The organism is Vibrio sp. 10N.247.311.47, from assembly GCF_041467535.1.
In the GTDB taxonomy this organism is placed as follows: Bacteria; Pseudomonadota; Gammaproteobacteria; order Enterobacterales; family Vibrionaceae; genus Vibrio; species Vibrio crassostreae_C.
Genome location: NZ_JBFSUR010000001.1, coordinates 319,071 through 339,717 on the forward strand (window position 1 = coordinate 319,071; position 20,647 = coordinate 339,717).

Genomic DNA, 20,647 nt, shown 5'->3' on the forward strand with positions numbered 1-20,647 from the left:
TAATTTGTTTTTTACAGATGTTAATTGTTCGGATTATTTGAACTGTATGTTGCGCATGTCCCTAATAGGCTAAGTGCCAAATTAGTGACGTCAAATCTATGGCTTTTTGCCTAGACACTTGTCAATCTACTGTGAAGTGCGCGTTAATGTTCAGATACAACCTTGCCTTTTTCTTATCTATTTTATTGATTCCATTTGCCTCCTATGCGGACACAACGGGTCTTGTTATGGATCTGTCTGTTGACAGTGCGTCTTATGACAACGACCAAGAGGTGGCTTATACGCTTGTTTTAACGAATGAGTCGGATAAAGCTATTGCTGAGTTGGACGTTAAGGATGAGCTGTTAAATATCTTAACGACAGATGACCAAGGGAATAATGTCAGCGCGTTCTCGCAAGTCTCGACTCAAGCGCAATCCTCCTTCCTGTCATCTCCAGGTGATTACAGTCGCTTCGGAAACTTAGATGCATCAGGTGTGCGTATTGCGGCTGGCGGGTCAGTGACCTACACCATGGTCGCCACCGTTTCTGCTAACGCAGCCGGTACGATTGATAACTTCGCAAGTGCGAGCACTGGACTATTGGATGCTGTTGAATCAAATACAGAATCCATTCAGCGTGGTGTGTATCAACATGATGTTGTTGTTTCGGTCGATAAAGCGAACTATCAACTCAATAACAAACTCACCTATAAGATTAAGGTTTCGAATACTGGCGATACGTTTATTCAGGCGCTCGACGTTCAAGATATCATTTCAGATATAAAGGCACTCAATATTGAAGGGGCTTTGCAACAAGCTTTTACTGACAACGTTAACTCTGCCACCAAGGTTGAAGGCAGCAAAAGCGATCCAGGCACCTTCGCCGAATCAGGGGACTTATCAGTAAGTGATGCGTCGATTGATATAGGCGGTTCTGTGACTTACGAAATTCAAGCGACCGTTGCCGACAATTTAGTCGGCGACATCGTTAATGACGGTATAATCGCTGAAACACGCGATGACTTGGTCACAGTTGATGAGGTTATCACTCCACCCACTGAGCCTAGTATCACCCTGACACATACCTTGAACCAATCGGATAACTACCTAGTCGACGATGAGTTTTCCTATACGGTCACGGTTGCTAATCAAGCAAACACTGGTATCGCGTACTATTATTCGGTTCAGCAGTTTCTTGCGGATCTTGAAACCGATCTAGGCAACGATGTCAGCAACGAAAAGAACGCAACTGACACGGTTGGTAACCCTTACGATTTTTGGACCAATGAAGTGACCTCGATCGGTTCTAATAGCCTTTCTGAACTCAATGCATCTGGAAAGGAGTCCAACAAGTCACTAGAAGACAAAGTGTCTATCTATCCCGGTGAGCAGATTGTTTATTCCGTTGTGGTGGACGTTAGCCCTGTGTCTATTGGTCAAATTCCCCAAGTTGCAGCCCGAGTGGTTGATGCTGATGGCCACGCAGATTCTGGCGATGCTTTGGCCAATATTCTCGATTCGAAAGACGTTCTGACGACGTCATCAAGTCAAATTACACGTAATAAGAACACCACAGATACGACTTATGTTCCGGGGATAGTCGGTGATAACGAAGTGGTCTATGACATTGTTATTTCTAACAAGGACACAGAGTTCTTCGCCAACGATATCGAAGTTGTCGATAAATTTGCTTGTATCGTGACAGAGCAAGCGGATGGCTCTAATGCTTCAGCATTTTCCGAGTGGAAGCTTGAAGTCGCTGATAGAAGTGGTGAAGGATCGAATTATGGTTCATTTAATTACAATACTTGGACAACAAACGACATCAATTTGAAAGTCGACCTCGCACCTGAGGGCTTCGTTCATTATAAGCTGACCGCAAAAGTGGCAGACACCAGTGTGGGGCAGATTGTTGATGATGGTACCGATGCCGGCTTGTGCTTAGGGGATAACTTAGGCGAGTCGGGTTCTGGCGTCCAAATGCCAAACTCGAAATTAAAGGTCCAAAAGGAAGTGGATTCTCGTTACTACTCAGCTGGCGGTACCCTGAACTACGACATCACGGTAGAGAATAACGGTGACGGCTATGCGATTGATATACCGGTTTATGATGATTTAGTCTCTGTCATGACTCAGTCTATTAACGATACACCGACTAAAGCATATTTGAGCTGGGTTATTACTGCGAAATCCTATGCCTCTGACGGCTCAATTTCGACAAACAGTGATCCCGGCTTTACTGGTCAAATTGAAGGTAATCAAAGCAATAAACTTATCTTGGACGAGAAGGCTAAGTTGGCCCCACACGATAAGATCGTTTATAGCATTGCGGCGATCGTAAACCCCATTGCCGATGATGAAATCCGTAATGAAGTGACAGTCGACAGCGTGCTTTATTCCGACAGAGGCTCATACCCACGAGATTACTACTTAGTATTGGATAAGCGTGTTGATGGCCATAACGAACAAAACGCGTATACCGACACCACCAATACTGTCACTTATACGATCAGCATTACCAACCCAGCAGGGAACGGTTTCGCCTCTAACATCAATGTTAAAGATGAAATCAGTACCATAGAAGCAGAGTTACTTCACGAGCCGGGTGAAACCAAGCCCGTGTTCTCTTCGTGGACGATCAGTGCAGAAAGAGAGGCAGACTCCCCGTGGGTGAAAGCCGTGACTGACCCTGGATCGTTCTCGGATAACAATGATCTGGATGCCACCGCTCAGATCCCGCCAGGTGCGACGATTACTTATACCATTGTTGGGACACTCGATCGCAGTGTCGACAGTGAGATTCTTTGGGGAGCATTCACCAATACCGCAACAGTGACGGGACCAGATACTAATCTATCGGATACGGTACGTACCTATCCTAGCGAGCCGAATCTTGTAGTCGCTAAGACCGCTCAAAATACCGACTTTGTTGTAGGTGAGCGCGCTACGTTCGATATTTATATCTATAACCGCGGTGTTGGCTATGCAAATGACGCAACGGTACAAGATAGTATTTCAGCGCTTAACTTCTTTAATAGTTGGACAATTGTAGGTTCGACCAACACAGATAAACCGGGTTCTCGTTACGGTGACATTGCTAACGACACTGACATCGATACCGACGTTGATATCACTCCCGGAGGGTGGGTTCACTATGAGGTGAGCGGCATTGTTAAGTCTGACTATGAAGAAGAACAAGTATCGAACCGTGTTGATGTTTACGATCCTATTACAGACCGTGACCACAGCTCTTCCGCTCAAATAGATAACTCACACAGTACCTATGACATCAATGTTTCATTAGCCAAAACGACCGATGTTGTCCGCTACACGCCGGGTGAAGATCTCACCTACACCATCGTTATTGGCAATAACAGCGACACTGATGAGACCGATCTTATCTTCATGGATCGCCTGAGTGAGATCACTACTACGCTAGCGAATGATAAAGATGGTGAAGTAGAAGATGTTCTTAATCAAAACCCGTTTGACTATTGGTCTGTTGATACTGGCTCTGGTTTCGGCCCTCAAACGACTGAAGATGTGGAGTTCCCAGTTTCAATTCCGGCCAAAGACTTTGTCACGGTGCGTATTAAGGCGCATGTCAAAGACAATGCGGTATCTAACGGTGTAGCGGACAGAGACGGCGGCATAATCCGCAACGAAGCCGTGCTGATTCATGATGATAATGCCGGTTGTACTGACGATTGTGAGTATGCCAAACGTGCCGTGGCTGAAAACCATCAGGTACATAATAACGGCGGCGTTGTTCGCACTACTAACATTAACCGCTACTCTCCGGGAGATGAGTTGACTTATACCATTAGGTACAACTCTCAAGATGGACATGGTTATCGAAACAACGTAGACGTTAACGAACTGATTAATGACATATCAGTGGAGCTACAAGATGGCAATTCAGGTAATCCATTTTTCAATGATTCGGTAGGTTCAAACAAGTTTACGGTGGCGGTTGCTAAGAGCGATCCTGCGAACGCGGGTACAACAGATGGTACCAAAGACGGTGATGTTGCGAACGACACTGACATCGTAACCTCGATTGATATCGATGCTGGCGAAGACGTGACTTACACAGTAACAGGTACCGTAAGACCGGATGCGGTCGGTGATATTCATTATCGAGATACCGTCGTGATTCCCGATGACTACCATTTAGATTTTGATAAAACGACTGATGAAGCGGTGTACGAGCCCGCTCAAACCGTGACCTATCACTTAGTGATTGAGAATGACGGCAAAGGTAACGCTCACGATATTCCAATCGTCGATAACCTCGAAGATATTACGGTCAGCTTAGTGGATGGTAATACAGGACCAGCGTATTCAGATTGGACCATCACATCGATCGCAACTGGAACTGATTCTGAGTATGTGGATGCGGGCGCAGGTGCTGGCAATGTTTACACATCAACCAACAGTAACCTAAATGTTGAAGCCGATATTCCGATGGGCGCTAAGCTTGAGTACCAAGTTGTCGCGACCATCAATGACAAAGCCAATGGTGATGTTGTTAACGTTCTAACCGTTGATGGTGACACGATATCTCATGATATTCGTCAAGAAGCTCGAAAAGTTGATTTTGAAAAGAACATTCTGGCGTATTACGACACGGATGAAAACGAACTGGTTGGCGCAACTAACTACATGCCAGGTGGTTATGTTGAGTATGAAATTTTAATTGAGAACATTGCGAGCGCCCACGTTGATGATATGAGCTTGCGTGATGACATCGACCAAATTAACACTCAATACTTTGATGGAACGCGTGGCCCTGCCTTTGATAGCTGGACGATTGAAACATTCACTGATAGCTCAGGTATTTCCAACCCAGATGTTGATAACTCAATCCAAGGCAATAAGCCGATTGATACTCACTTCGATATCTCGGCAGACAACTTTGGCCGAGCTGCATCGTCAGCGTTTGTCCGCTATGTCATAAAAGCCAAGATCAGTCCGAAAGCGGTAGGTTCTTTTACTAATAAAGCTTACATCGATGAAGACAATGGCAATGAGTTGATCGCGGTATCGCCACCATCAACGATGGCAGATCCTGAAGTCACGTTCTCTAAAAAAGCGTTTTATGATGCAGGCTTCTCTTCGCAAAAAACTGAATATTCTCAAGCTTCTGGTGAGAGTGAGGTTTATTACCGCGTTGAGATTAAGAATGCGGGGGATGGTATAGAATATGGTTCTCGCCTAGAAGATGCGATTTCGGAAATTCAAACTCGTATTGCAGAAGACAGCACCACTTCAGGTGGTGATCCTGTTGGACAACCGTTCTTGGCTGGCTGGGAAGTTAGCCTAGATAAAACGGCTGCGACAGGCTCTATTACCGACGCGATTGACTTTGTTCCGGGCAATAACATCAATATTGATAACGAAATTGTTATCGCGCCTCAAGAAAGCCTAACGTTCACTATTCATGCTCAAATTCGTGAAGATGCATTGGGTGACATTCAAAATAAAGCGACGTATGACGGTAGTGCTCGAACAGCGAATTTAATGCCGCTTGAAAATAATACCAGTGTTGAAAAACGTGTGGTGTCGATCAACGGCAACCCGTTCAATGATGGTGATACCTATCTTCCGGGTGACGAAGTTGAGTATGAATTTGTAGTCACAAACCCTGAAAACGGTTGGGCGAATGATATTCAGATCAAAGACACAATCACAGACATTCAAGTCGAAGTGATTGGCGGTAAAACGGAATCCGCTTTTGTTTCTGGCGATATAATCCATGAAGTCAGCAATGGTATTGATGCCAACATTGATACCTATGTACCAAGCTACAACACCAGTGGCAACCTTGATATTGAAACCGATATTGCAGCGGGAGAAGTGCTGACCTTTAACTTAACCGGTGTCGTTCGTGACGACGCTTTGGGCACGATTGATGCGAACCAAGTGACCGCAGGAAGTGACTCTGCAACGTCGCAAGTGATCCCCCCTAAAGATGCCGAGCTCGATTACTTCAAAACCTTGGTGTATACCGATGGTGAATCGGCAGGGTGTTCTGTTCCTTCAAACGATGGCAGCGGTTGTACTTACGCACCACGTGGTGATGTTGAGTATCAAGTTACGTTAGATAACACAGGCGATAGCATCGCAAATGATGTGAGCGTTATTGATGCGATTCACACCATCAAAACCGAAGATGGTGATGATGCGTTCTCTAGCTGGACAACGGCTATAGCGGTTGAACCTGCAGGCACTTATGACGTGCAAGGTAACTACAACGGTAGCGTCCCATTGAATGCAACTGTCGATCTTCGTCCTGGCGAGCGTATTGTGTTTGATGTGAAAGGCACCGTGTCGACTTCAGCGACAGGCACTATTACCAACACGGCGCAAGTGAACGGTGATAACACCAACGACATCGTACTTGATCCGGGTCGCTCGAATATCCTAATTGATAAATGGACGGATACGCCTGAGTACGTGCCGGGAGGAACAGTGAATTACTACATCGACATCACCAATGACGATGTGGATTCTGGCCTGTTTTCGATTCGTGACATCATCAGAAGCTTTGAAGTCGAAACCGTTGATGGCTCAATGAAAACGGCATTGACAGAATGGACGGTTGATTACGATGTGCTTTATAACTCGGCGCCGTCAGACCCTGACGCTAATGATTTTTCAGAGCTAGATAAGCTAGTTGCTCAAAACAGTCCAGACATCGATTTACCTGTCGAATCGATCAAGATGGCAGGGCGTGACGATGCTGGTACGGGCGGTGGTGATAAGTACACAGCTGTCCGTATTCACGTTCAAGGTAAGGTTCGTGATGATGCGATTGGGCGCTTTACCAATACGGCTTATCTACGACATGGTTTGGACGATTCGAAGATCGCTCGCTTACGAGAAGGCTTTATCACTCCGAAGTCGGGTCAATTGGTTCTAACCAAAGAAACGACGCCAATTGCAGAACCTGATGCTAAGTATCAACCGGGTCAACCTATCTCATACAAGATCACCGTGGCTAACACAGGTGAAGGTTACCTTGTCGATCAAGTCCTGACGGATCGCATCGATACCATCATGACAGAGGTGGCTAACAGCCCAGATCAAGAGCAAGCGTTGACAGGTAATTGGGTCATTAGTGACGAACAGCTTGATGGCAGTGGCGATCCAGCACTGAACGCTCGCAAAGATGTGGTTAATAACGCACAGGGTTATAGTGCGACTTACAGCATTCACCCGGGTGACAGTTATTCATTTGTCGTGACCAACACTGTTAATGATAAGGCCAAAGGCGAGATCACTAACGTCGTTAAAGTTGATAGCGACGACGGTGAGCACTCTGCAGACGCGACCTACATTCCAGAAGATGCGCAAGTTGAGATCACTAAAGATGTCGATAAAGCAGAGTACCTTCCGGGAGAAACACTTCAGTACACCGTGACCGTTAAGAATAACGGCTTAGGTTGGGCTGAAGATGTTGCTATTGAAGATGCGCTGAAGTCGGTTGAAACCACGATTGCAGGTGGTACGACTGAACAAGCTTTTGACCCTGCTTCAATCCAAATATCGGCGGTATCGACAACCGGTGAAACCCCAGTACCGGATGCAACCCGTGGTGAAGACCTTCATGAGACGCTCGATATTGCGCCTCAAGACAGTATTGTTTTCACTATTCAAGTTGCGACTAATCCGTTGGCGACAGGCGATATTACTAACATCGCATCAGCGACCTTTGACGGCACAACATTTGATGACAGTGCTACCAGTACACCAGTGTTGGCGACGGTTTCGGTCAAGAAGACGGTTGATACGCCATCGTATGAAGTAACCAAGCTGATTAACTACGACATCACCGTAACCAACAGCTCTGATGCGTTTGCATCTGGTGTTCAACTTCAAGACATCATCAGTGACATTCAAGTCGACACGACCGCGGATAAACAAGAGTCGGCATTCCTACTATGGGAAGTGAGCTTTGGCGCCTCGGATGATCGCTCTGTTGTCACTCCCAAGACGTTCGACTTGAGTGAAGATATCGATGTGAGTATGGATGTGGCGCCACAAAGTACCGTGACATTCCATGTTAAGGCGTTGATTCGTACGACGGCGATTGGCGATATCAGTAACACGGCAACCATCACTTATAACGGAACACCACAAGACTCAACGGTAGTCATGACACCGAAAGACTCTGAGTTTGTTGCGACGAAAACTAACGTACAAACCGAGTATGAGCCGGGTGGTGAGCTGGAATTCTTGATTACCATTGAAAACACCTCTAACAACTACATCAGCGATTTAAGTGTTGTCGATGACATGAGCACGATAGAGGTGGGCTATTACGATGGTACCACTGGGCCTGCTTTTGTTGCTGGAACCACTTCTTTGGTTGTTGAGTCAACCACGGTAGGAACGACGACGGAGCAAATTAGCCCGATTGAGTACAGTGTGGATATTGCACCGCACGGCACAGTTGTGTTCCGCTCAAAAGGCACCGTAGTCGATACCGCGACCGGACACATCATTAATACTGCGCAAGTAGATGGCGGCGATGTTATCAGTCCTCCAGTTCAAACAGTTGCGGCTGTGGTTCAAGCTGAGCTGTTTACCGATGCCCCGTATTACGTGCCGGGAGAGCAGGTTGAGTATCACTTAGTGGTGCAAAACATAGGCCGAGGTATAGCCAAAGATGTCGCGCTTTACACCCAGTTCTCTGAATCCATGGGTGATCATATTGATGGTAATTTTAGTAATGCGTTTGATGAATGGACACTAACGGCAACATCAGAAGGGGCTGAAACTCAACCTGGCACCTTTGATGACGACAAAGACCTGTTCACCTTGGTCGACATATCGCCGGGCGGCAAGATTGATTACACGTTCACATTGACGGTCAACGAAGACATGCTGACTAATATCGATGTGCTTGGATACTACCTCGACTTAACTGGTAGCCCAGCGATGCGCGCTCGTTCTAAAGGCATGTTGGCCTCTGAAACCTCGATGCAGGCAGTGGCAGATCAAGTATCTGCTTTGGATTTGCCGCCAGTGGGTGCTGATCTGGTTGTTGAAAAACGTTCTGATAAGCCTGAATACACCGAAGATGACGACAGTGTCACTTATTACTTAGCCGTGACCAACAACGGTCAAGGTAACGCGGCTAATGTTCGTCTAACCGATGAGATCAGTGGACTACAAAACAGCACAGGTAATAAAGTCTTTATCGATTGGACAATTGAAGGTGTGGAAGTCGACGACTCGGGCGCGGTTATTCAGCGTCATTCTTTCCCGTCGAATAAAGACTTAGACACTACCGTTAACCTGAAATCCAACAAACGAAATGCTTACGCGTTTGAGGTCGTGGGTACGCTAGGTAAGGGCTTGGATGACGACATTACCAATACCTTTACGGCGACCGAATCTGACGGTACCGAAACCAGCGACAGTGTAACTACTCATATCAAGAAGATTCCTGATAATTCTGGAGAGTTGGAGCTAACCAAGTCTGCACTGCAAGATACCGCGCAAGTGGGTGATGCGGTTGAGTACGAGATCATCGTTGAGAACAACAATGAATCTTACTTTAAGAACGTGACTGTGGAAGACCGTTACCCAGGTGGTCTGAAATACATCGTGGATACATCAGAAGTTGTGCTAAGCGGCATTGATGGTGAGTTCGGTACGGAAGACGATCAGGTTATCTCTCAAGATCCATCAGATACGGGCAAGTTAATGTTCACATCGTTGAACTTTGATCCGGGCGAGAAGCTGCGTATTCGTTACTTATTGCGTGTCTCGGTAGGTGCCACTTTTGGTGATTACATCAACACCGCAGTAGCGAAGGTTGATGGCTCGGCTGTTTCTAATGAAGACACCGCCAAAGTGACCATTGAGCCGGACAAGGTGTTCGATACCTCATCGATCATCGGTAAAGTTTTTGAAGATCATAACAAAGATGGATTCCAAGCTGATGCAACCGCGTTTGATGTTGAGCTAACTGCGAACTTAGCAACACAAGGCTACATCGCTGATTCGACGCACATCATTCGTGATGGTCAAGACGTTGCTATTCAAGATGGTGCGATAACCACTGCACTTGAACAAGGTTTGGAGCTTGGTGACCTTTGGGGACATTCAGTGAACCGAACACTGCCAGAAACCAGCAAAGTGGTGATTCAATTTAAAACTCGCACACAGCAAAGCTTTGATTTCTACGTCACAACCGATGCGGGCTCTCGTATCGAGTTCGACGCACAAGGTCAGATTCAGTTTAAGCATGAATCGGACAAGAAAAAGGGACTGAGCGCGGAAAACCTCAACGTAACCAGAAACCTGTATCGCGATGGCGAGGATTACCTGTGGGAAATCGTTATCGAGAACAAAGGTATTTACGAAGATGGTATTCCGGGCGTTAAGTTGATGACGGTTGAGGGAATCGTTATTTACACAGACCAGTACGGTCGTTACCACGTGCCCGACCAATGGGTACTCAATAAGAAAGGTAAGAACTTCCTCGTGAAGTTGGACACTGATTCGCTCTCCACCTCCATGGAAGTGGTGAGCGAAAACCCAAAAGTGTTGCGAATTACCCCGAACAAGCTCACCAAGTTCAACTTTAGCGTTCATCGCAAAGACCAACAAAGTGAACAGAAGTAAGCCATTGGAACCGTAACTGGAAATTGTATGAAAGTATTTAGTAAGTCTCGTTTAGCGACGTGTGTGTTAACGGCCATTCCTGTGATGGCGGTAGCGAAAGACACAGGTAAGCTTGAAAAACTCGGTTCTGAGACGACTGGCATTGAAATCACCAAGCCGAACCAAGACCAAGACAGCTCGCGTATTTACTTAGAGCAAGGCGCTATTTGGGCAAGCCGTGACATCACTCGCTTTGACCCAGTATTAGATGTCAGTGTCAGCGATGAATTAGAAGTCGAACAAGGCACACTGCGTGACAGCGTCGGTTTCACCATTACCACCAACTACGGTTACTACATCAAAAAGTACCAGTTGGAAGTGTACCGAGTGGGTGACTTTGGTCTGTCTGAGCCAATCGCTGTGCTTGAAGGCGATAAACTGGCGAACGACTCTGACATCAATTGGGATGGTCAAACTGATGTTGATTATCAGTTTGAGGTCGGTGAGCAGCTGATGTTCCGCCTAAAAGCGTGGGACAAAGATGGCAACATGGATGTGACCACCGTTGGTGTGACTGACTTAGTTAAGCCGGACTCTGAAGTCGATATCGACCGAAACGATAACGACGATGAAGAGAGCAAAGGTAAAAGTTACGGACAGGCAAAGCTGATGCGTCACAACATCCCGACCAATGCGGGTTTAGCGAAGTTCATCGGCACTGGCTTGAAAGGCGTAGATAAAGTCATCATCGGTGAAGATGAATTTGATGTCGAAGATGGCAACTTATATGCAGAGCAGTACTTACCAACAGACTCCTACATTTTCCCTACCAAGGTTGTGTTTGATAACGGTGATGAACGTCGTTACAAGCTGTACGTTCGTATTCCAGATACGTACTACGCACAAACCGGTTTGGCTGATCTTTATGTTGGTAAGAATAATGTGTCTGGTAATAGCGATGCATTAAGTGTCGATGACCAGTATCAAAATGACATCTATAACCAAGGTCGTTTAGCGTACTTTGGTCAGGGTAAATTTGGCGACAAACTTCGTGTAACAACTCACTTTGATACGCGAGAAAGTGAAATCAAAGACATGTTCAAACATCCGTTCGCCTCAGACGATTCGGATGTGTTCGATATCCTCGAAGACGACGATGAGCTTTATTACGGTAACTATGGTGACAGCTCAAACATCGAAAAAGTGGTCAACACCAAGGGCAAGGTTTACCTCAATGTTGAATACGATAAGTCTCAATACTTGTGGGGTAACTACAACACGGGTTTAACAGGCACTGAGAACAACGATTACAACCGTAGCCTCTATGGTTTCAAAGCTGATTATCGCACTCGCGATACTACACAATACGGTGAAGATCGTCTGAACATGGTCGGTTTTACCGCAGAAGCTGATTCCTTGTATGCACACGATGAGTTCTTGGGTACAGGCGGCTCTCTGTACTTCCTTCGTCATGGTGAAGCGGTACCGGGAAGTGACAAAGTTTACGTCAAAGTAAAAGATGAATCTGGCCTAGTGCAGAATGAAATCCCACTTGAGCCGGGCGTCGACTATGACTTTGACCCGTACCAAGGTCGAATTATTTTGACCAAGCCACTCGACAACATCCTATCCGACAGCTTTGGCAGCGTGATTGAAAACGGAGACGATTACGAAAACTTTCTGGTTGTAGACTATGAGTACGTCCCACAAGGTTCAGATTCATTAGATGCGATGTCTTACGGTGGTCGTGCTAAAGGTTGGATCAACGATTACGTTGGTGTTGGCGTGACGTATGCGACTCAAGAAAAGGACAACCAAGACTACGAGTCTTACGGTACGGACTTAACGTTGCGTGCAACAGAAGGTACCTACATTAAGGCTGAGTTTGCACACAGTGAAGGCAGGCAAACCGAGTCGAATTTCGTCTCTACCGATGGTGGTTTAACCTTTACGCCCATTGGCGATACGTTAGAAGATCGCGAGGGTGACAGTATCCAAATAACGGCTGTGACTAGCCTTTACGATCTTGCTCCAACCATCTTTGGTGCCGTTGGCAATGACCTTAAGCTTTGGTACCGAGACAAAGACGCGGGATACAGCTACGCGAGCAGCAGCGATGATCTAGAGCAAGAGGCATACGGTGCTGAAGTTCGTTTACAAGCTACTGATCGCTTGGCGGTTCTCTCTCGCTTCTCGACCAATGAAGAGCGCGATGTCGATGGTAATCTAGAAACAGATACTGAAACGATTGAGATCGAGACTCAAGTCAAAATCACCGAGCACATCAAAGTTTCGGCGGCAGGGCAACAAACTGAAGAGCTTAACCAAAACGACGAGCACAGCGATGCGACCTTAGCGGGCGTGCGTTTGGAATACATGTGGGACAGCGAGAACAGCGTTTACGTTAAAGGGCAAAAGACCGTCGATCAGTCGGATGACTATGATGAAAACGACAGCGCGTCGATTGGCGCTGAATTCCAAGTGTTGGAAGACTTGTCTCTTGGCGGCGAATACACCGATGGCGACCGAGGCCAAGTAGCAGAAGCGACTGTGACTTACGATGTAACCGATGACCACTCAACCTACGTAACTTATGTAGATGATAACTACGAAGGTCAAAACAACGTGATTGTTGGTCAGCGTGCAGACCTCACCAGCAGTGTCGATTTTTACCAAGAGAACCAGTTTGTTGATGAAAACGACGGTCATGGCCGTATCGACTCGTACGGCTTTGGTTACGACGTGACGGAAGATGTCGAGATGGGGATCGGTTATCAGCTTGGGGAAATTGAAGATGACCAGAGCATCACCACAGAGCGTGAGTCCATCAGCTTCAATGCTTCAATTGACCTAGATGACATCACCCTAAGCCACAAATTTGAATATCGAGTGGATAAGAGTGAAGACGACCCTGACATCGCTCAGCGAGAGCTGCAACAAATCGTGACGACCAACCGTTACACGCATCACTTAACGGAAGAGTACACATTGTTCGGCAAGTACAACTACTCCATCACCGAAAGTGAAACAACGGGCGAAACCATGGCGCAATTCACTGAAGCGACCGGTGGACTAGCGTATCGTCCGATCTACAACGATCGACTCAACTTACTGAGCCGCTACACCTACATTGCAGATTTCGATCAACTGGATCGCGATGTGGATTATCAAGATGAAACCAGCCAGATCATTGAAGTTGAAGCGATCTATTCAATCGACCAACACTGGGACGTCGGTACTAAGTACGCCCATAAAGACAAACAGCAAGCTTTTGAACGAGCGTCTGGTTCGAATGAGTTGGTCAAAAGCGATATCGACCTATACGGATTAAGTGCTTCTTACCGCGTGATGAAAGAGTGGGATGTGACGGGTGAATACCACTGGAAAACAGACACTCTCAACGATGAGCTAGAACACGGTGCATTAGTTTCGGTGAACAAGCACATCGGCGAGAACTTCAAAATGGGGATTGGTTATAACTTCTCTGCGTTTGATAGTGACTTAACCAATGATGATGACTACGACGCATCCGGCGTGTTCATTAACTTAGTCGGTAAGATCTAAGCCTGCCCAAGTGGGTCGAAAGTTAAGAGTTGAGAATTCAAAGTGACAGTTAAGAGTAAGATGAAAACAATTATTTTCCTAATAAGCGCAGTGATGAGTACTTTGTTGCTGTCCGGCTGTGCAACCGCCACGTTCGTGAGTCAGGAGAACCGAGACAAGTTTGCTGGCATCGATGTGTCTAAGTTTTTAATCAGCGAGTGTTTGGCGCCAGAGCGTGAGGTGCATATTGCCATCGCAGAACATTTTGCCTTTGATAGATATCAATTACGCGACCTCGACAAGATCAACTTAGATACCTTTGTTAAAGAGATCAGAGGCTTAAAAGGGCGCATCACGATTGTAGGCCATACTGATTTCAAGGGCTCTCTCGAATATAATGAGCGCCTTTCACAGCGCCGTGCTAAATCGGTCGCAGATTATTTGAAAGGGCAACTAGACCCAACGCAATATGACTGGGAAGTGAAACACCTTGGTGAGACTCAACCTCTTCTGTTTGGTAAGACAGATAAAGACCGAGCGGAGAACCGCCGTGCATTTATTGTGTTTGAAGAAGCTCAGAAGTACGAAGAGATGCCTTTCTGTGAGCCACCAAAACCAGAACGTAAAGTTTATATGGCAATGACGCCACACTTCGATTTCGACAAATCAGTACTTAAGCAAGAAGATCTAACTCAGTTAGATGGCTTCACAACGAAGTTGAGCGGCTTGCAAGGCAGCATTATGGTAGCAGGGCACACCGACCAAGCGGGTTCACTTTCTTACAATGAAAAGCTGGCTGAGCGCCGCGCAGAAACGGTGGTTGAATACCTTAAAACCAAACTCGACCCTAAGCAGTTCATCTGGGAAGTGAAGTCATTTGGTAAGTTGCAGCCTGCGATTAATGAACGCTCTGAAAAAGCCGATGCATTAAACCGTCGCGCGTTCATTGTGTTCAAAGAATCTGATATTACCGCCGAACAGCAAGCTCTTGCTGGCAGTGAACAAGAGACGTCGAGCAGCGAGAGCGATTAGAGATCACCGAAGAATAACGAATAGACGCCTCTACAATAAAACGCAAAAAGCCCCACACGTTGGGGCTTTTTGTTGCTAACTCTAGGGATTAAGTCGGGTCGAAGATCTATTCAGATGGCAAATTTTGCTTTAACTCTAAAAGCATTCGGTAAGCACTTTCGCCAGACATTTCGTAGGGGTTAAATTGATCAGATGTTGAAAACTGTAAGTTCAACAGCTCGGTTAAATTGGACTGCGGAATGTCTCCCATCGACCAATCTCCAAATTCTCTGCTATCAATCTCTTTAAAATAAAGTATTGCGACGTGATTGTGTCTCTCGTCGTTAAGAATATGATTGTACGTGTGGTTAACGGCCTCTCTAGATCCTTCAATACATTGAAGAAAGTACTTTTGATTATGGCTGAGGAGCCCCGTTAAATGGCTTTGCCGATTATGATCTCGCGAGATAGCGAGTATCTCCTCCAATGCTTTGGAATCACAACATTCGGAAAGCGTACTGACATAAATTAACCGAGTTAGGAACATAGGCATCATTTCGAATTTTTGTTCAAAGGGTATTAATAAATATAAGCCAAGCTGATGGAATTGCGAGTTATTGATCTAATTGTCACTCGGAGGCTTTTGGAAGAGAAGAGGATGGGATGACGTAGAAAAGAACTGGTCGCAAGATACGCTAAAATGACTCGAATGTTGGTTATTCAATCATTTTAGCGGCCTGCTAGTGATCTCGTTAGTTGTTTAGAATTGAAATCGATTCAACGTTTGAAGAGGAATCAAATCGAACGTTGACCAACACATTTTCACGTTCGAAAGTCACATCATCAAAGTCAGTCGTTGCGATCTTAAATCCATTTCTTGCGAATAAACTCGTCACCGTTGTTCGTTGTTTCTGTTCCATACCGCATGTCAGTAGTTCGTTCATCGTGATCTTCATTAGGTAACCGTGTGCATAGTGTAAGCGTACAGACTCTACATTATGAGATCAATTGCTTAATCGATAAGCTATATTGATATGTTCAATTGAGTGATTCAGGTATTTAAAAGCCGGATGGATAGTGGGCAAGGGAGTTATGCGACCTATGACAAGTGGAGCGTTATGTGACCACTGTTCAGCATTCCTTGAACACGAAGTTTGTCGCAAAAATCGCGTTGAAATAAGTGGTTACAAAGCAGGAGGAATTATGCCCGCCGTTTGGTATGTTTGGTCGGTTATTGGAAATATTATCGGCCTATATCTCACTTAACTAAAGTACATCGATTTACGATGAGTAGACTCCTCAATAAGCCTTCTTTTTATTTGAATTTTATATGCTAAGTGGTGTTGTTATAATTGTTATTAATTGCATAGGCTTGATTTTAATATTGGTTTGATTTATAAAACAAGCATTCGTTCATTAACTTCATGATTATATTAGTTTTTACTAACCTTTAAATAACATGGAGAAAGGCGATGAATAAGAACCAAACACGCAACAGGTTAGCGAATTTAGTGCGACTTCGTAGATCATACAAAGCATCAGACTTTCTGGTGGGTTCTGATGAACTCCGAGTTAAAAAAGATGTGTATAGCTTACGTAAAATCAAACAGTTAGAAATTCGTCAATTGGGTCTTAAAGAAAACGCAATCAATATCGTTTCGTTGGCTTTAGTCCTCTCGGCGGCGACTTGGGCATTTGTTCCTCAGTTCGGTTTACCAATGCTTGCACTGACCTTTATTTTGGCGTTTGTTACATGGCGACGATATGAGTTGCGTGCAGAGTTTAAAGGGGCCGATGAAACTGGCGACCATTGGGTTTCCGTGGCGCGCGGTTGTACTCGAGAAGAGTTCAAAGTATTGAAAAACGTTGAATTGGCTTTACGCGATCAGCTGTCTTAGTGGCTAGATCTGTTAAGGTTAAGGTCTTATAAGCGTTAAGCTCCCATAATCAACAAGGCTCGTCATTGTATGGCGAGCTTTTTATTTTCTGAAAAACACAGGTAGTGCAGGTTACTTTGAGAGGCCAATGCTTATATGTGTAATGGGGGTTGATATGAATCTTAAGTCACGGCGTTTTTGATGCTCTTTGTGGTTTTGAATATAGGGAGAGGGTGGAAATGAATACACGAGTCAGTGAGAGTTCTTTTAAAAGGCTCATCCAGTTAGTTGGTTGTATTTTGATTATAGTGTTGAGCAATAGTCGACTCTCCAATGCTCAAAGCATCGAGTTTCCTACTTGTGTACAGAGCGAGGTTTTGAATACAGAAATCCACCTTTATGTTGATGAATCGGTGTTAGATGAATATTCCAAAGCATTTATAGCCTCTAAAATAGCGACATGGGAAAGCTATTCGAATCTGGTGTTAAAAAACTCCTGCGTCCCTATGAAGAGAAAAGTCACTAAGGTGACTTATACGTCTGAAATCGACAGCCTTTGGTTTCAAGATTTGGGCGCAGCAGAGAGGTTATTAAAACTCTCGATGGAAGAACCGATTCCAGAAACAACAGAAGACGGCGTCCCCATTTTTACTGGGATAGTATTTTCTAATTATAATTTTAGCTTTGAGTCTGATTATTGTGGTATGTCTTCTTCGGTATCCTACTTTTTTTCTTTAGCGATAAACTGCCCTGATTACTTAATGGAGCATGAAATTGGCCATTTAAGTGGTGCTAATCATGACTATAAAACGTTATTGAAAGATTTTGATAGTATAGAAAGTTACATTTCTGGAACGTATCCAAGAGCTCCTCAATATTCCTTCGGTACAATTTGTGCTGACAGAGGCACAGTGATGTCTTATGAGCGAGATGTTATACCTGCATATTCCAGCCCGGACATCAGAGTAGATGGCACAAAGTGCGGGGATAGCAAATACCACAATAATGCGAGAGTGCTTAGAGAGTTCGCACAAGCTTATTTAACCCCATGATTGCCTAGCTGCTAGATTGGTAGTCATCCGATTTAGTTACTTTATTATTAATGGTTATTATGAGATTAATGACTGCTGTGGTCGCGACTAATCCCTCTAGAACTTAGACCAAGAACCATACCTAAGCACCAAACCAAGGAGAGAAAATGCAGGTAAGTATTAGGCCCGCCATGCCAAGCGAATTGGCAGCCATTTATTCCTTGGTTATCTCAAACGATGAGTGGACGAAGTTTAACGGCCCTTATTTTCCATACTCACCGCCATCACTAGAAGAGTTTGAAAGCCGTTCGTTTCAACGGTTACTCAATGGATCCGACTTACAGTTGGTGGTTGTAGACGATGTGCCTGTAGGAACCGTCAGTTGTTATTGGGAGTGTGAAGAGACACGTTGGCTTGAAGTCGGAGTAGTCATTTACAACTCCGACTATTGGGGGAAGGGTATTGCTGCGTTAGCTCTTCCTCTTTGGGTATCTTACCTATTCGAAAACAAGCAGATAGAGCGTGTCGGTTTAACCACTTGGTCGGGTAATCCGCGGATGATGTCACTAGCTCTTAAATTAGGCTTCCAGCAAGAAGCTAGGCTAAGAAAAGTGCGTTATTACCAAGGCGAGTATTATGACTCGATTAAGTATGGTCTATTGCGTTCTGAGTGGCTGGAAAGCAAATAGCCATAATTTGAGTTAGCTTGTTGTTTTACTGAACTTTATAAGTCGTGGAGTTCAAAGTAGTCACTTGTGATCTTTAAATCTAAGACGGGCGTATTTCTTCCAGTTTATTAAGGAAGAGTATGCATGATGCTATCTAAAGAGAATGAATCAAGAATTATCGAAATGGCGTGGGAAGACAGAACGCCGTTTGAAGCAATAGAACTGCAATTTGGTTTAAATGAATCGGAAGTGATTCGTTTTATGCGTAGCCATCTCAAGCTTGGCAGTTTTAAGCTGTGGCGTTCACGTGTTTCTGGGCGCTCGACCAAGCATGTAAAACTACGCAGTTCGGACGTTTCGAGAGGTTATTGTCCGACTCAATACAAGCACCGCTAGATAGGGACTTATTTAGTCAGCCCAAATGACATTTGATTGTGGAACAAGAAAGGTGGCGCAATGCACTGGACGCACAAAGACCCTCGTAATCATCACACTCATGGTTGGTTGAAGCATAACGGGAAAGTATACGAGTAAACACCTCCGAGACTTTTCCCTCAAGGCTATAAGATAAAAAGGAATTTTGATGTTTAAGCTGGAAACTGACAGGTTGATTCTTCGAGATATGAGTATCGAAGACGAGTGTGCCTTTGTTGCGATCTCTCAAGACGCAAAGTATCAGCGTTTCTATGATGAAAGTGATTGTGAACCTAACAAATATCGAGAGCTAACTCAGTTGTTTGTTGCACAGGCTTTGGAAGTACCACGCCAGTCCTATCAGCTAGCGGTTGAAAGCAAAGATTCGGGGAAGTTTATTGGAACCGTTTGTTTACGTCTTGAACGCGATAAACAAGCTTCAATGGGCTGTGCTTTATCGAGGGAAACTCAGGGAAAAGGGCTTTCTATAGAAGCATCTGAAGCCCTCGCTGATTTTGGTTTCTCAGAGTTAGGCATACACCGTATCTACGCCGAAACCATCAGCAAGAACTTGGCTGCGATTAAATTATGTAAGTCACTGGGAATGAAACAAGAAGCGTGTTTTAAAGCTCATCGATTCTTCAAAGGTCAATGGTGGGATACAGTTGTGTTGGCGGTTCTACGTTCTGATTGGAAAAAGGCTTAGTGATGGAAAGTGGTATGCAGAAGCTAGATAGAGGGCTCGATAGAGAAGGGTTCATTCAAAATCTTTATTCGCCAAAGAACATTGCGCCTGAATTTCAAGACGTGGTGTCAGCAGTCGTTGATTCGTTGCTAAGAGAACTTCCAAGTCAAGTTGATGGTATCTACTTGTATGGAAGCGTGCCTAGAGGAACGGCCATTGTTGGTCGCTCTGATTTGGATGTTTCTATCGTACTCGCTACGCCTGTTGGTCAGAGAGAAAAGGAAGTATTTAACCTACTTTCCGACACCATACCCCAAACCTATCCGCAAGTGACCAAGCTTGATATCGATCCTGGCTTCCTGCGGGATGTTCTGCAACCCAACGAAGAATTCCATTGGCAGTTTTGGCTCAAGCATTGTTGCTGTTGTATTTGGGGGAATGATCTATCTATAAAGTTTCCACGATATAAGCCCAGCAATGAAATAGCCCAAGCTCTTAATGGCGATTTATCGACTTTTCTTAAGCAAATGCCCTCGAGTTTCAAAACAATGACTGATGCGGATATCGTTAAGGTAATTGGTAAAAAGTTAGTGCGAGCGGCGTATTATTTTGTGGCTGAGCAAGACGGCAGTTGGTACACCAATCTGAGCCAGTGCGCTGCAGTCGCCAAGCGCTATTACTCCAATCAAAGCGACGATATTGAGCTAGCTCATCAATACGCTCTCGGAAATTTGATATCTAAAACAGAAGCTTTTGAATTGTATGAAAGGCTGAGTAAAAAGCTTGTTGTAAATTAAGCATTAACACAAGCTAGAAC

At 45.0% G+C, this 20,647-nt stretch carries 11 protein-coding genes and 1 pseudogene; 10 read left to right on the forward strand and 2 right to left on the reverse strand.

Annotated features, from left to right (window positions below; genetic code table 11):
* The first annotated feature begins 227 nt into the window (after positions 1 to 227).
* From AB6E51_RS01425 to AB6E51_RS01435, 3 genes are read left to right on the forward strand one after another with little or no spacing between them, the layout of a single operon-like run.
* Entirely contained in the window at positions 228 to 10,622 is a 10,395-nt protein-coding gene (locus AB6E51_RS01425) for a hypothetical protein (protein WP_372058836.1), read from the forward strand.
* Positions 10,623 to 10,649: 27 nt separating this feature from the next.
* Complete coding sequence (locus AB6E51_RS01430) at positions 10,650 to 14,165, forward strand: hypothetical protein (protein WP_372058824.1); 3,516 nt, start codon at positions 10,650 to 10,652, stop codon at positions 14,163 to 14,165.
* 60 nt (positions 14,166 to 14,225) lie between these two features.
* Entirely contained in the window at positions 14,226 to 15,176 is a 951-nt protein-coding gene (locus tag AB6E51_RS01435) for an OmpA family protein (RefSeq protein WP_102429186.1), read from the forward strand.
* A gap of 106 nt (positions 15,177 to 15,282) precedes the next feature.
* Here AB6E51_RS01435 and AB6E51_RS01440 read toward each other — a convergent pair whose 3' ends face one another.
* Positions 15,283 to 15,702, reverse strand: coding sequence for a BLUF domain-containing protein (locus tag AB6E51_RS01440; RefSeq protein WP_017079037.1), 420 nt, complete (start codon positions 15,700 to 15,702; stop codon positions 15,283 to 15,285).
* A gap of 205 nt (positions 15,703 to 15,907) precedes the next feature.
* On the reverse strand, positions 15,908 to 16,099 hold the full coding sequence (locus AB6E51_RS01445; protein WP_372058825.1) for a hypothetical protein: 192 nt from the start codon (positions 16,097 to 16,099) through the stop codon (positions 15,908 to 15,910).
* Positions 16,100 to 16,627: 528 nt separating this feature from the next.
* Between AB6E51_RS01445 and AB6E51_RS01450 the strand changes: the two genes are divergently transcribed.
* From AB6E51_RS01450 to AB6E51_RS01480, 7 genes and pseudogenes are all read left to right on the forward strand, one after another.
* Positions 16,628 to 17,053, forward strand: a complete 426-nt coding sequence (locus AB6E51_RS01450) for a hypothetical protein (RefSeq protein ID WP_017065381.1) — start codon at positions 16,628 to 16,630, stop codon at positions 17,051 to 17,053.
* Between the two features lie 218 nt (positions 17,054 to 17,271).
* Positions 17,272 to 18,084, forward strand: coding sequence for a hypothetical protein (locus AB6E51_RS01455; protein ID WP_372058827.1), 813 nt, complete (start codon positions 17,272 to 17,274; stop codon positions 18,082 to 18,084).
* A 146-nt stretch (positions 18,085 to 18,230) separates the two neighbouring features.
* Positions 18,231 to 18,752 carry a GNAT family N-acetyltransferase gene (locus AB6E51_RS01460; protein ID WP_017065383.1) on the forward strand — a complete coding sequence of 174 codons (522 nt, stop codon included), beginning with the start codon at positions 18,231 to 18,233 and terminating at the stop codon, positions 18,750 to 18,752.
* A 123-nt stretch (positions 18,753 to 18,875) separates the two neighbouring features.
* On the forward strand, positions 18,876 to 19,127 hold the full coding sequence (locus tag AB6E51_RS01465; protein ID WP_017065384.1) for a TIGR03643 family protein: 252 nt from the start codon (positions 18,876 to 18,878) through the stop codon (positions 19,125 to 19,127).
* 39 nt (positions 19,128 to 19,166) lie between these two features.
* Positions 19,167 to 19,265, forward strand: a pseudogene (locus AB6E51_RS01470) (DUF3465 domain-containing protein); the annotation flags it as partial.
* Positions 19,266 to 19,314: 49 nt separating this feature from the next.
* The gene (locus AB6E51_RS01475; RefSeq protein WP_372058829.1) at positions 19,315 to 19,851 is read left to right on the forward strand and encodes a GNAT family N-acetyltransferase; all 537 of its coding nucleotides are present in this window, start codon (positions 19,315 to 19,317) and stop codon (positions 19,849 to 19,851) included.
* 14 nt (positions 19,852 to 19,865) lie between these two features.
* Complete coding sequence (locus tag AB6E51_RS01480; protein WP_372058830.1) at positions 19,866 to 20,627, forward strand: nucleotidyltransferase domain-containing protein; 762 nt, start codon at positions 19,866 to 19,868, stop codon at positions 20,625 to 20,627.
* The last annotated feature ends 20 nt before the right edge of the window (positions 20,628 to 20,647 follow it).